The sequence below is a fragment of the Pseudomonas sp. B8(2017) genome, from assembly GCF_002113575.1.
GTDB classification, from domain to species: domain Bacteria; phylum Pseudomonadota; class Gammaproteobacteria; order Pseudomonadales; family Pseudomonadaceae; genus Aquipseudomonas; species Aquipseudomonas putida_Z.
In genome coordinates, this window is sequence record NZ_NEIO01000001.1 from 328,977 (window position 1) to 341,329 (window position 12,353).

Annotated in this window: 17 protein-coding genes; 6 read left to right on the forward strand and 11 right to left on the reverse strand. The window is 63.9% G+C overall.

Going from position 1 to position 12,353, the window contains the following annotated elements; all coding sequences use genetic code 11:
- Nucleotides 1-3 precede the first annotated feature (3 nt).
- From CAG22_RS01575 to trmB, 4 genes are all read left to right on the forward strand, one after another.
- Nucleotides 4-375: a DUF423 domain-containing protein gene (locus CAG22_RS01575; RefSeq protein WP_015272153.1), complete on the forward strand. Its 372-nt coding sequence runs from the start codon at nt 4-6 to the stop codon at nt 373-375.
- 103 nt (nt 376-478) lie between these two features.
- Nucleotides 479-679, forward strand: a complete 201-nt coding sequence (gene thiS, locus CAG22_RS01580) for a sulfur carrier protein ThiS (RefSeq protein WP_003257817.1) — start codon at nt 479-481, stop codon at nt 677-679.
- 53 nt (nt 680-732) lie between these two features.
- Complete coding sequence (locus tag CAG22_RS01585; RefSeq protein ID WP_013974625.1) at nt 733-1,527, forward strand: thiazole synthase; 795 nt, start codon at nt 733-735, stop codon at nt 1,525-1,527.
- Nucleotides 1,528-1,536: 9 nt separating this feature from the next.
- Nucleotides 1,537-2,259 (forward strand): tRNA (guanosine(46)-N7)-methyltransferase TrmB, encoded by a 723-nt coding sequence (trmB, locus tag CAG22_RS01590; RefSeq protein WP_013974624.1) that lies wholly within the window; start codon nt 1,537-1,539, stop codon nt 2,257-2,259.
- A gap of 265 nt (nt 2,260-2,524) precedes the next feature.
- Here the strand turns inward: trmB and CAG22_RS01600 are convergent, their stop codons facing one another.
- From CAG22_RS01600 to CAG22_RS01640, 9 genes are all read right to left on the reverse strand, one after another.
- Nucleotides 2,525-2,851, reverse strand: a complete 327-nt coding sequence (locus tag CAG22_RS01600) for a DUF3392 domain-containing protein (protein ID WP_003257821.1) — start codon at nt 2,849-2,851, stop codon at nt 2,525-2,527.
- Between the two features lie 9 nt (nt 2,852-2,860).
- Entirely contained in the window at nt 2,861-4,036 is a 1,176-nt protein-coding gene (hemW, locus tag CAG22_RS01605) for a radical SAM family heme chaperone HemW (protein ID WP_085704149.1), read from the reverse strand.
- Complete coding sequence (gene rdgB / locus CAG22_RS01610; protein WP_003257822.1) at nt 4,033-4,629, reverse strand: RdgB/HAM1 family non-canonical purine NTP pyrophosphatase; 597 nt, start codon at nt 4,627-4,629, stop codon at nt 4,033-4,035. The genes hemW and rdgB overlap by 4 nt, the downstream gene beginning before the upstream one ends.
- A complete protein-coding gene (locus CAG22_RS01615) occupies nt 4,626-5,060 on the reverse strand; it encodes a DUF4426 domain-containing protein (RefSeq protein ID WP_025340971.1) in 435 nt (144 codons plus the stop codon). The genes rdgB and CAG22_RS01615 overlap by 4 nt, the downstream gene beginning before the upstream one ends.
- Nucleotides 5,061-5,082: 22 nt before the next feature.
- Nucleotides 5,083-5,703 carry a methionine biosynthesis protein MetW gene (metW, locus tag CAG22_RS01620; protein ID WP_015272149.1) on the reverse strand — a complete coding sequence of 207 codons (621 nt, stop codon included), beginning with the start codon at nt 5,701-5,703 and terminating at the stop codon, nt 5,083-5,085.
- A gap of 7 nt (nt 5,704-5,710) precedes the next feature.
- Nucleotides 5,711-6,850: a homoserine O-acetyltransferase gene (locus CAG22_RS01625; protein ID WP_013974620.1), complete on the reverse strand. Its 1,140-nt coding sequence runs from the start codon at nt 6,848-6,850 to the stop codon at nt 5,711-5,713.
- Nucleotides 6,851-6,949: 99 nt separating this feature from the next.
- Nucleotides 6,950-7,540, reverse strand: coding sequence for a YggT family protein (locus tag CAG22_RS01630; RefSeq protein WP_013974619.1), 591 nt, complete (start codon nt 7,538-7,540; stop codon nt 6,950-6,952).
- Nucleotides 7,541-7,550: 10 nt separating this feature from the next.
- The gene (gene proC / locus CAG22_RS01635) at nt 7,551-8,369 is read right to left on the reverse strand and encodes a pyrroline-5-carboxylate reductase (protein ID WP_025340969.1); all 819 of its coding nucleotides are present in this window, start codon (nt 8,367-8,369) and stop codon (nt 7,551-7,553) included.
- Nucleotides 8,370-8,407: 38 nt separating this feature from the next.
- Nucleotides 8,408-9,094: a YggS family pyridoxal phosphate-dependent enzyme gene (locus CAG22_RS01640; RefSeq protein WP_085587719.1), complete on the reverse strand. Its 687-nt coding sequence runs from the start codon at nt 9,092-9,094 to the stop codon at nt 8,408-8,410.
- Between the two features lie 65 nt (nt 9,095-9,159).
- On the opposite strand from CAG22_RS01640, the gene CAG22_RS01645 reads away from it, so the two are divergent.
- Nucleotides 9,160-10,158 (forward strand): type IV pilus twitching motility protein PilT, encoded by a 999-nt coding sequence (locus CAG22_RS01645; RefSeq protein ID WP_085704152.1) that lies wholly within the window; start codon nt 9,160-9,162, stop codon nt 10,156-10,158.
- 127 nt (nt 10,159-10,285) lie between these two features.
- Here the strand turns inward: CAG22_RS01645 and CAG22_RS01650 are convergent, their stop codons facing one another.
- Nucleotides 10,286-10,921: a C40 family peptidase gene (locus tag CAG22_RS01650; protein WP_085587723.1), complete on the reverse strand. Its 636-nt coding sequence runs from the start codon at nt 10,919-10,921 to the stop codon at nt 10,286-10,288.
- A 166-nt stretch (nt 10,922-11,087) separates the two neighbouring features.
- Between CAG22_RS01650 and CAG22_RS01655 the strand changes: the two genes are divergently transcribed.
- Nucleotides 11,088-11,507 (forward strand): TM2 domain-containing protein, encoded by a 420-nt coding sequence (locus CAG22_RS01655; protein ID WP_013974614.1) that lies wholly within the window; start codon nt 11,088-11,090, stop codon nt 11,505-11,507.
- A 146-nt stretch (nt 11,508-11,653) separates the two neighbouring features.
- Here CAG22_RS01655 and CAG22_RS01660 read toward each other — a convergent pair whose 3' ends face one another.
- The gene (locus CAG22_RS01660) at nt 11,654-12,352 is read right to left on the reverse strand and encodes an SPOR domain-containing protein (protein WP_025340965.1); all 699 of its coding nucleotides are present in this window, start codon (nt 12,350-12,352) and stop codon (nt 11,654-11,656) included.
- Nucleotide 12,353: the final 1 nt, after the last annotated feature.

The window sequence follows — 12,353 nt, forward strand, 5'->3', positions numbered from 1 at the left end:
CCCATGCTTCGCAGCTTCCTGATGCTTGCCGCCTTTTTCGGCTTCACCGGTGTGGCCCTGGGCGCTTTCGCTGCCCATGGCCTGAAAAGCCGGCTGACGGCCGACTATCTGGCGATCTTCCAGACTGGTGTGACCTACCAGTTGGTGCATGCCCTGGCGATCTTCGCTGTCGCCGTGCTCTCGGTGCACCTGCCAGGGCGCCTGGTCGGCTGGGCTGGCGGCCTGTTTGCCGTGGGGATAGTGCTGTTCTCCGGTAGCTTGTACCTGCTGACCCTCAGCGGCCTGGGCAAGCTCGGCATCATCACCCCGATTGGTGGCCTGTGCTTCCTCGCCGGCTGGCTGTGCCTGGGCCTGGCAGCCTGGCGGCTCGGTTGACCGAGTGGTCCACAATCGCGACTAATGGCGTGCAGCGCCCTTGGGTTGCAGGGCGGTTCAGCGCTAGAATGCGGGCCCCCAAAGAACAATGGTGGCCGTGCACATGCGCATTCAACTGAACGGTGAACCTTACGAATTGCCCGCTGGCGAAAGCGTCGCGGCCCTGCTGGCCCGCCTGGAGCTGACCGGGCGCCGCGTCGCGGTGGAACTTAACCTGGATATCGTGCCGCGTAGCCAGCACGACAGCACGCTGTTGAACGACGGCGACCAGGTCGAAGTGGTCCACGCCATCGGTGGCGGCTGATTCCGGCCGGCGATTCACCTGCAAGCCCAGCAACCTTTTCCCGAGGAACAACCATGAGCAACGTTCGTAGCGACAAGCCCTTCACCCTGGCCGGGCGTACTTTCCAGTCGCGCCTGCTGGTCGGTACCGGCAAGTACCGTGACATGGAAGAAACCCGCCTGGCCATCGAAGCCTCGGGTGCCGAGATCGTCACCGTTGCCGTGCGCCGCACCAACATCGGCCAGAACCCGGGCGAGCCGAACCTGCTCGATGTGCTGCCACCGGACCGCTACACCATCCTGCCGAACACCGCTGGCTGCTACGATGCGGTCGAAGCCGTGCGCACCTGCCGCCTGGCCCGCGAACTGCTGGATGGCCACAACCTGGTCAAGCTGGAAGTACTGGCCGACCAGAAAACCCTGTTCCCCAATGTGATCGAGACCCTCAAGGCCGCCGAAGTGTTGGTCAAGGATGGTTTCGACGTGATGGTCTACACCAGCGACGATCCGATCATTGCCCGCCAGCTGGCCGAAGCCGGCTGCATCGCGGTCATGCCGCTGGCTGGCCTGATCGGTACCGGCCTGGGTATCTGCAACCCCTACAACCTGCAGATCATCCTGGAAGAGTCCAAGGTGCCGGTGCTGGTCGATGCTGGCGTGGGTACCGCGTCCGACGCCACCATCGCCATGGAAATGGGCTGCGAAGCGGTGCTGATGAACTCGGCCATCGCCCACGCCCAGCAGCCGGTGCTGATGGCCGAGGCCATGAAGCACGCCATCGTCGCCGGTCGCATGGCCTACCTGGCCGGCCGTATGCCGAAGAAACTCTATGCCAGCGCCTCTTCGCCGCTGGATGGTCTGATCAAGTAAGAGCCCCTGATGACTGAATCGCACGATACGCCGATCACCCCCGACGGCGAAGCCCGCCCGCACCGCCGCATCAAGAGTTTCGTGATGCGCGCCGGGCGCATGACCGAAGGCCAGCAACGTGGCCTGGAGCAGGGCGGCCCGCTGTACATCCTGCCGCTGGCCGACAGCCCGGTGGACTACGACCAGGTGTTCGGCCGCTCGGCGCCGCGCACCCTGGAGATCGGCTTCGGCATGGGCCATTCCCTGCTGGAAATGGCTGCTGCCGCGCCTGAACAGGACTTCATCGGTGTGGAAGTGCACCGCCCGGGTGTTGGCGCGCTGCTCAACGGCGTGCTGACCCAGGGCCTGAAGAACCTGCGGGTATATGACTGCGATGCCATCGAAGTGCTGAACCGCTGCGTGGCGGACAACAGCCTCGACCGCCTGATGCTGTTCTTCCCCGACCCATGGCACAAGGCGCGCCACCACAAGCGCCGCATCGTCCAGCTGGAGTTCGCCGAGCTGGTACGACGCAAGCTCAAGCCCGGTGGCGTGTTCCACATGGCTACCGACTGGGAGCCGTATGCCGAGTACATGCTGGAAGTGATGAGCGCTGCCCCGGGCTATCGCAACCGTGCGGCTGACGGTACCTACGTGCCGCGCCCGGAAGAGCGCCCGATCACCAAGTTCGAGCGCCGCGGCGAGCGGCTGGGGCATGGGGTTTGGGATTTGAAGTTCGAGAAGGTGGATTGACCGGCTGATAAAGCCTTTCGATATGCCGATGCCTGCAGAAATGCAGGCGAAAAAAAACCGCCTTGAGAAGGGCGGTTTTTTTATGACTGTGCTCAAGCCCGTTCGGGACTGTGTGGGAGCGGGCGTGCCCGCGAAACAGGCGACGCGGTGGATGGCACCGGCTTCGCCGGTGTTCGCGGGCATGCCCGCTCCCACAGTGACCGCATGCGCATTTAAATTTTGAGCAAGACAGTTGCTCCTGCAAGGTTCAGTGCAAGGCCGTGGCTCAGCCCCGTCGATCCGCCACCACCCCGATCAGCACCAGTACTACCAGCAACACTGGCGCCAGCGCGTAGTTGTTGAACTGGCTCAGCCCTTTCACCACCCAAGGCGTGGCATAGATCAGCGCCGCACCGCTGCCGATCATCACCAGCAAGGCCATGAACGGTACGCGCAGGGCGCCCGCCAGGCCGCCCAGGCGCTGTTCCACCCAGCCCTTGATATCGGTGCCGAACAGCACCAGCAGGCAGCCTACCAAGGCCAGTGAAATCTCCGACAGGTTGCTGCGGCTCCAGCGAGAAACCGTCGCGAGCAGATCAAGTACCAGATCCATGGGTCATCCTTAGGTCAAGAAATACTGCAGCAGGTCATTGAGGAACAACTGGCCCCTCGGTGTGGCCACCAGTCGATCCGATTCGACCTGCAAAAGGCCCTTTTGTTCGGCCGCGCGGCGTGCCTCGCGCAGTTGTGCCAGCGGCAAACCGGTGCGTTGGGTGAACAGTTCGGCTTCCACCCCATCGGTCAGGCGCAGGGCGTTCATCAGGAACTCGAACGGCAGCTCGTCGACTGGCAGCAGCTTTTCGCCGGCCTTGAACGGCTTGGCCAGGTTCAGGTAGTCCTTGGGCAGGCGAGTTTTCCAGGTGCGCAGGATGCGCCCGTCGGCGAAGGTCAGCTTGCCGTGGGCACCAGCGCCAATGCCGATGAAGTCGCCAAAGCGCCAGTAGTTGAGGTTGTGCCGGGCAGCGCGCCCCGCCTGGGCATAGGCCGAGACCTCGTACTGGCGGAACCCGTGTTCGCCCATCAGTGCCTGGCCGGCCTCCTGGATATCCCAGAGGATGTCGTCCTCGGGCAGCTCGGGCGGCTGGTTCCAGAACACCGTGTTCGGCTCCACGGTCAGCTGGTACCACGACAGGTGCGTCGGCCCCAGGTCTATGGCCTGGCGCAGGTCGCCCAGCGCGTCGTCGAGCGACTGGTCGGGAAGGCCGTGCATCAGGTCCATGTTGAAGTTGTCGAAGCCGGCGGCGCGTGCCATGCCGGCGGCGCGAACTGCTTCATCGCCGTTGTGGATACGCCCCAGCGCCTGCAGTTTGGCTGGCTGGAAGCTCTGCACACCGATGGACAGACGATTGATACCGGTTTGCCGGTAGGCCTTGAACTTGTCCTGCTCGAACGTGCCCGGGTTGGCCTCCAGGGTGATTTCGATGTCCGGTGCAAACGGGATGCGTTGCTCTACGCCACGCAGCAGTCGGCCAAGGGCGTCGGCACTAAACAGGCTAGGGGTACCGCCGCCGAAGAAGATCGAGCTGATCGGCCGGCCTTGCACGGCGGCCAGTTCCTGGTCGAGGTCGGTCAGCAGGGCGGCGACGTAGGCATCTTCCGGCAGTTCAGGCCCGGCAGCGTGGGAGTTGAAGTCGCAGTAAGGGCATTTGCGTACGCACCACGGGATGTGGATGTACAGCGCCAGCGGCGGCAGGCTGGTGAAGCCCGCCGCGCCGGGGGTGGACAGCGTTTCGATCATGCCAGGCCCAGACGTTGGCGCAGCAGGGCCATGGCGCGGGCGCGGTGGCTGAGCTGGTTCTTGTCCACAGGGGCCAGGTCGGCGCTGGAGCAGCTGCGCTCCGGTACCCAGAACAGCGGGTCGTAGCCAAAGCCGTGCTCGCCACTGGCCTCGAACATGATGCGCCCGTGCCACAGGCCTTCGCACAGAATCGGCAGCGGGTCGTCGGCATGGCGCACCAGTGCCAGGACGCAGACGAACTGTGCGCCACGCTCGGCTTCAGGCACGTCTTTCAGTGCTTCGAGCAGCTTGGCGTTGTTCGCCGCGTCACCCTTGCCGTCGGCATAGCGCGCCGAGTAGATGCCCGGCGCGCCGCCGAGGAAGTCCACCGCCAGGCCCGAATCGTCGGCCAGGGCCGGCAGGCCGGAAATGCGTGCGGCGTTGCGCGCCTTGAGGATGGCGTTCTCGACGAACGACAGGCCGGTTTCTTCCGGCTCGACCTGGCTGAACTCGCCGATCGAGCGCAGTTGCACGGACGCGCCGAGCATGGCCTGGAGTTCCTTGAGTTTGCCGGCGTTGTGGCTGGCCAATACGAGTTGCTGGAAATTCATCATTCGCCTGGGAAAACGTCCTGATTGAAGCTGAGGGAGTTGCTGATGCCGCCGGTTTCGATATTCAGGTCGAAGGTGACGGTTTCTGGCTGGTCGATCTTGAACTGGGCGATGTAGTACACCGCGCCCTGTTCGGTGATCTGCTTGAACGACAGCGGGCTGCTGCGCCCGGTCAGGTCCTTGACCGTGCCGCTGACCACAGCCGTGGCGGGCTTGTTGGCCTTGAGCACGGCGATGTTGAGTACGCCCTGGTTCTTGCTGCGTACCAGGCCGGTGGCTGCGGCCACCTCCGGTGTCAGCATGCTCGAGGTGAACGCGCTGTAGTGCACCGTCACGTCGCCAAACACTTCCTTGCGCTCGGGACGGGCAGCATCGGCAGCCAGTACCGGCAGGGCCAGGCACAGGCTGATCAGGAACAGGGCTAGGCGACGCATGGGGTGAGTCCTCCGGTGGGCGTCAGACCGCGAGCTGATGTTCTTGCAGGCCCGGGCTGCTGACGCGGTAGATGCCGATCTCACCTAGAAGATTAGGCCAAAGCCGGCCACCCCACCCGTTGCGGTGCAAGTGGTCGACCGCCAGGCGGTCTAGCACCTTGGCGCGGCGCTCGTGGCACAGCTCTTCGAAGTCGGCGAAGGTGCAGAAGTGGATGTTTGGCGTGTTGTACCAGGTGTACGGCATGAAGTCCGAAACCGGCATGCGGCCTTTGGTGGCCAGGTACCAGCGGCAACGCCAGTGGCCGAAGTTGGGGAAGGTGATGATGCACTGGCGGCCCACGCGCAGCATCTCGTCGAGGATGCGGTCGGGGTACTCCACGGCCTGCAGGGCCTGGGTCATGATCACCACGTCGAAACTGTTGCTGGCGAAGTTGCCCAGGCCCTTGTCCAGGTCCTGCTCGATGACGTTGACGCCCTTGGCCACGCAGGCGGCGATGTTGTCGGCGTCGATCTCCAGGCCATAGCCGGTGACCTGCTTGCGGTCGCGCAGCGAGGCCAGCAGTTCGCCGCTGCCGCAGCCCAGGTCGAGTACCCGGCTGCCGGCGGGGATCCAGTCGTGGATGATTTCCAGATCGGCTCTCATGCTGTCCTCAGATGGCAATGCGGTTCATGTAGTTCGAGAAACCCTGCATGTAGCGAGGCGTGGGGATCAGGAAGGCGTCGTGCCCGTAAGGCGAGTCGATCTCCAGGTAGCAGACGTTCTTGCGCGCGGCCATCAGGGCGTCGACGATCTCGCGCGAACGGGCCGGGGAGAAGCGCCAGTCGGTAGTGAACGACATGATGCAGTAATCCGCCTTGACGTGGGCCAGGGTGGCCGCCAGGTCGCCGCCCTGGGCGGCGGCGGGGTCGAAGTAGTCCAGCGCCTTGGTCATCAGCAGGTAGGTGTTGGCGTCGAAGCGCCCGGAAAACTCCTCGCCCTGGTAGCGCAGGTAGCTCTCGACCTGGAATTCGACGCTGTGGAAGTCGTAGTTGAGCTTGTCGCTCTTCAGCTCGCGGCCGAATTTTTCACCCATCGAGTCGTCCGACAGGTAGGTGATGTGGCCGACCATGCGCGCCAGCATCAGGCCGCGCTTGGGGATCACGCCCTGGTCCTGGAACGAACCACCGTGGAATTCGGGGTCGGTGAGGATTGCCTGGCGTGCCACTTCGTTGAAGGCGATGTTCTGTGCCGACAGCTTGGGCGCCGAGGCGATGTCGACGCAATGGCGCACGCGCTCGGGGTAGCTGATGGTCCACTGCAGCGCCTGCATGCCACCCAGGCTGCCACCGACCACGGCGGCCCACTGCTGGATGCCCAGGCGCTCGGCGAGACGCACCTGGCTGTGCACCCAGTCTTCCACGGTCAGCACCGGGAAGTCGGCGCCATAGGGCTTGCCGGTGGCCGGGTTGATGCTGCTGGGGCCGGTGCTGCCGTTGCAGCCGCCCAGGTTGTTCAGGCTGACCACGAAGAAGCGGTTGGTGTCGATCGGCTTGCCAGGGCCGATGCAGCTGTCCCACCAGCCCGGCTTGCGGTCGGTGGCGGCATGGTAGCCAGCGGCATGGTGGTGGCCGGAAAGGGCATGGCAGATCAGCACCGCGTTGCTCGCGCTGGCGTTCAGGGTGCCATAGGTCTCGTAGACCAGTTCGTAACTGGCCAGGGAGCGGCCACAAGCCAGTGCCAGCGGTTCATCGAACCGGGCGGTTTGCGGTACTACCAGACCGACGGAATCTTCGGGAAAGACAGTGGACATCGACCCTGCTCACGCTTGACGGAGGCGTAAGTCTAAAGAGCGCTACCCCCAGCGGCAAGCAGAGGCTTGTCGCTGGAAGCAACCCGGGTCAGGTGAGGCTCAGATCATCCGCCACAGCTCTTGTGGCATGCCGGCATAGGCGGCCAGCGGCGGCATGACGAACGACTGGATCACCTGGATCGCGAGGAAGGCGAAGATCGGCGAGATGTCCATGCCGCCCAGGTTGGGCACGATGCGGCGGAACGGTGCCAGCACCGGTTCGCTGATCTGGTAGGCCAGTTCGGCCGCCGGATTGTGGCTGTTGGGAGCAACCCAGGACACGATCACCATGACGATCATCGCCACCCAGAAAATCTTCAGGAACAGCGAGGTAATACCGATGATGGCCCACATCAGCAGGTGCAGGATGTCACCGAAGGTGCCGTAGGTGACCATCAGCACGAAAGCCATCAGCAACGCCTGGATGACCACCGACAACAGCAGCGACGAGGTATCCAGCCCACCAACGCTGGGGATGACCCGGCGGATCGGCTTGAGCAGCGGTTGTGTGGCGCGCACGGCGAACTGGCACAGCGGGTTGTAGAAATTGGCCTTGACCAGCTGCAGGACGAAGCGCAGCAGGACGATCACCAGGTACAGGCTGACCAGGGTTTGCACCACGAAGATCGCGGCGCCGGACAGTGCATTCATCTGAGGCTCCTTATTTGCCCAGTTGTTCGGCCAGCTCGGCGGAACGTGTAGCCGCAGCCTGCAGCGCCTGTTCGACGATGGCTTCGAAGCCGCTGGCCTGGAACGACTTGATCGCCGCTTCGGTAGTGCCGGCAGGCGAGGTGACACGGCGGCGCAGTTCGGCAGCATCGACATCGCTGGCAACCGCCATGCGTGCGGCGCCCAAGGCTGTCTGCAGGGTCAGCTGCGAGGCGGTTTCACGTGGCAGGCCAAGTTTTTCGCCGGCCGCGGTCATGGCTTCGATCAGCAGGAAGAAATACGCCGGGCCGCTGCCGGAGACAGCCGTCACGGCGTCCAGTTGCTGCTCCTGCTCCAGCCACAGGGCGGTGCCCACGGCCGACAGCAGTTGCTCGGCCTGCTGGCGTTGTTCGCTGGATACTTCCGCTGTGGCGTACAGGCCGCTGACGCCTTGGCGCAGCAGTGCCGGGGTGTTGGGCATGCAGCGCACCACCGGGCGAGCGCCGACCCAGCTTTGCAGGCTGGCGCAGGTGATGCCGGCGGCGATGGAAACGATCAGCTGGCCATCCTGCAGGTTCGGTTGCAGGGCTTGGCACACGGCTTTCATGACCTGGGGCTTGACCGCCAGGACGATGACGTCGGCACCATCGATGGCCTGGGCGTTGTTCTCGAAGGTTTCGATGCCGTGCTCGGCCTGGATGCGGCTGCGGGTCTCGGCGCCCGGGTCGCTGGCGCGGATCTGCGAGGCGTCCAGGCCCTGGGCACGCAGACCACCGATCAGGCTGGCGGCCATGTTGCCGGCGCCGATAAAGGCAATACGAGTCTTGCTCATGTCAGGTCCTTGTGGGAAAGAGTGAGTAAAGCATGGAATCAGGGCTGCCCGTAGTCGCGGGCACCGAACAGGGCGGTACCGATACGCACCCAGGTCGCACCCTGTGCAATGGCCGCTTCCAGGTCGTGGCTCATGCCCATGGAAAGGGTGTCCAGGCCAAGGTCAAGGCCTTCCTGCAATTGGCGCAGGGTGGCAAAGGCGGCTTCCTGGGCGGCGCGGTCATCAGTGGGTTCTGGGATGGCCATCAGCCCGCGCAGGCGCAGGTTGGGCAGCGCGGCTACCGCCTTGGCCAGGGCCGGCAGGTCGGCGGGGGCGCAGCCGGATTTGCTGTCTTCGCCGCTGACGTTCACCTGCAGGCAGATGTTCAGTGGCGCCAGCCCGGCCGGGCGCTGCTCCGAGAGGCGTTGGGCGATTTTCAGGCGGTCCACGGAATGTACCCAGTCGAAATGCTCGGCGATGGCTTTGGTCTTGTTCGACTGAATGGGGCCGATGAAGTGCCAGATCAAGGGCAGGTCGCCGAGCGCCTGCTGCTTTGTCAGCGCTTCCTGTAGGTAGTTTTCCCCGAAATCGCACACGCCGGCGGCGTGGATCTCGCGGATGGCGCTGGCTGGCTTGGTCTTGCTCACGGCCAGCAACTGGACGCTGGCCGGTTCACGCCCGGCAGCCTGGGCAGCGCTGGCGATACGGGCGGAAATAGCGGAAAGGTTGTCTGCTAGGGTGGACATGGACTGATGCCGGCGGCTGTGGGGTTTGCGGCATTCTACCTACTTGAAGGCCTTTGGGGAGTCTCATGGATGTGACCGACCTGTTGGCCCGGGCCGTGGATGCGGGGGCTTCCGACCTGCACCTGGCGGCGGGCCAGATACCGATGTTGCGCCTGGATGGCGAGCTGCAGCGCATGGCCCTCCCGACCTTGGGCCCGGTTGCCTTGACCGAGGGCATGGCACCCATGCTGGATGAAGACCAGCGCCGACAGTGGGCCCAAGGTGATGAGCTGGACCTGGCGCTGGAATTGCCGGTGCTGGGGCGCTTTCGGCTGAACCTGTTTCGCCAGTTGCATGGCCCAGCGGCCACCTTTCGCCTGATCCCGGGGCATATCGCCACGCTCGATGAACTCGACCTGGGGGATGTGTTTCAAGCTGTTGCGCAGTGCAGCGATGGCTTGATCCTCGTGGGTGGGCCGACCGGCAGCGGCAAGTCCAGCACCTTGGCGACACTGCTTGACCAACTGAACCGCGATCGGGCTCTGCATATCATCACCCTCGAAGACCCTGTCGAAGTTATCCACAGTAGCCAGCGCAGCCTGGTCAACCAGCGTGAGGTCGGCCGCCATTGCGGTGGGTTCGCCCAGGGGCTGCGCAGTGCCCTGCGTCAGGACTTGGATGTGATCATGATCGGTGAGCTGCGCGACCTGGAAACCATTCGCCTGGCTTTGCGAGCGGCCGAGACTGGGCACCTGGTGCTGGCGACCGTGCATACGCGTTCGGCGGTGAGCAGTATTGACCGGTTGGTGGAGGTGTTCGCTGCCGAAGAGAAGCCGCTGGTGCGGGCGATGCTGGCCGAGTCGTTGCGCTTGGTGGTGGCGCAGGTGCTGGTCAGGCGTGCGGGCGGTGGGCGGGTTGCTGCGCGGGAAGTGCTGGTGGTGACGCCAGCGGTGCGTAACCTGGTTCGGGAGGGGCGGATGGCGCAGTTGTGTTCGGTGATGCAGGCGGGTGGTGCGGACGGAATGCGGACGATGGAAGGGGCGATGCGAGGGTTGAAGGAGAGGGGGCTGATCAGCGATCTATAGTGCCTGTGCTGGCCCTTTCGCGGGTAAACCCGCTCCCACATGGATAACACAGCCTTCGAATGCTGTGGTGTACCTGTGGGAGCGGGCGTGCCCGCGAAGAGGCCGATACAGGAGAGCGCCGATCAGATCAGCGCTTGGCCAGGTTCAGCTGCTGCTGTTCTTTCGGCAGCACTCGCTTGGCCACCACGTAATGCTTCTGCCAGTAAGGCTTGCTCAGGGTGTCGATGCTTACCCGCTTGCCACGGCGTGGAGCATGGATGAAGCGGTCGTTGCCGAGGTAGATGGCAACGTGGTTCACCCGGCGGCTCTTGATGTTGAAGAAGATCAGGTCACCTGGCTTCAGGTCACCCTTGGCTACCTTGACGCCGTGGCCCTGGGCCATGGCATTGGAGGTGCGCGGCAGGTCGACGTCGGCGACGTCGTTGAAGGCGTATTTGACCAGCCCGCTGCAGTCGAAGCCTTTCTTCGGGCTGCTGCCGCCCCAGACATAAGGGGTGCCGAGCACATTCACCGCACGGCTGAGCACATCGCTGCTCTGCTTCGGCGACATGGCGGCGACCGGCGCACCGGGCACGCTGCGGCTGCTGGCGGCATAGCTTGGGCGGGTGCGCAGCGCGGTCTGCTTGACCGGTGCGTGTCTTACCGAGGCATTGGTGGTGTAGCCGGTAAAACCATTGGGAAGACGTTGCTCACGATTGGTGGCGTGGGCGGCCAGGGGCAATAATAGGCAGAGGGTCAGCCATGTCTTGAGTAAAGGCGGCATAGATGAAGCTCTTATGAATAGTTATGTGTTGGGCGCGCAACTTTATAACAGCTTTTTGATCAATCTTTGATCCGTTGGTCGATTGTCCAGGTGCCGTACGTCGGCCTGCGACAAGAAAGTCACATTTTTTCTTAGAAAATTTTCGGATAACCCACGGGGGCTATGAATGAACAGTTATCAACAGGGGGCGCCGTTTCACGACACCCACAGCAAGACCATTGGCTACCTGCTATGGATTTTCGGCTTTACCGGGTCGCATCGTTTCTATTACGGCAAGCCAGTAACCGGCACCATCTGGTTCTTCACCCTGGGCCTGCTGGGCATCGGCTGGTTGATCGACCTGTTCCTGATCCCGTCCATGGACCGTGAAGCCGACCTCAGGTTCCAGTCCGGGCGCATTGACTACAACATCGCCTGGATCCTGCTGACCTTCCTCGGGGTGTTTGGGCTGCACCGGCTGTATCAGGGCAAGTGGATCACCGCGATCATCTACTTCTTTACCGGCGGGCTGTTCCTGGTGGGGGTGCTGTATGACTTCTGGACGCTGAACAGCCAGGTTTCCGAGCGGAATGCGGGGCGGGGTTGAGTTCACATGGGGGCTGCTTTGCAGCCCTATCGCGACACAAGGCCGCTCCTCCATGGATCGCGTAAACCTGACTTTCAGGTTTACCCGCACATTGTAGGAGCGGCCTTGTGTCGCGATAGGGGCGCAAAGCGCCCCCCGAATGCAGGTTACTGACGGGTCTGCCGCTGTTGCAGCAGCAGGTTGCTGAAACCTGCCCCGGCCAACTGCTTCTGCGCCCCGGTCAGCTGCTCGCGGTTGCTGAACGGCCCCACCAGCACGCGGTACCAGGTTTCGTCCTTGACCGTGCCCGACTCCACCTTCACCGACTGGCCCAGCAGGATGATCTGCGCACGCACCTTGTCGGCATCGGCCTGCTTGCGGAACGAACCAGCCTGCAGGAAGAACTGGGTGGTTGCCGCCGGCTTGATCACCGGTGGTGCCGGTGGCGGGGTCTGGCCCATCAGCGCCGCCTGGGCTCGCGCCGTGTCGATCTTCGCCGCTTCGGCCGGCGTCACCGGGGTCACCGGCTGGGCCGGGACGGGTGGCGTCTTCTCTGGCACGGCCTCCGGCGGCACGATCACCTCGGACTCCGGCAGCAGCGTGTAGAAGTCGTACTTCGGCTTCACCGGCTGCTGCGGGGTGGCCTGCGCCGGCTTGCCGGCTTCGGCCACTTTCTCCGCCTTCTGCTGCTCGGGCTTGGTGCGCTTGATGTCTTCGCCACCGGGCTCGAGCTTCATCAGGAACACGATGAACGCGCCTACGGTCAGGCCGACCGCCAGCCATACCCAACCGGGAATCGGCTGCTTGGCCGGCGCCGTCTGGCGGCTGGCGCCGCGTTTGGGTGCGGGTTTTTTCTTGGCAGCCAAC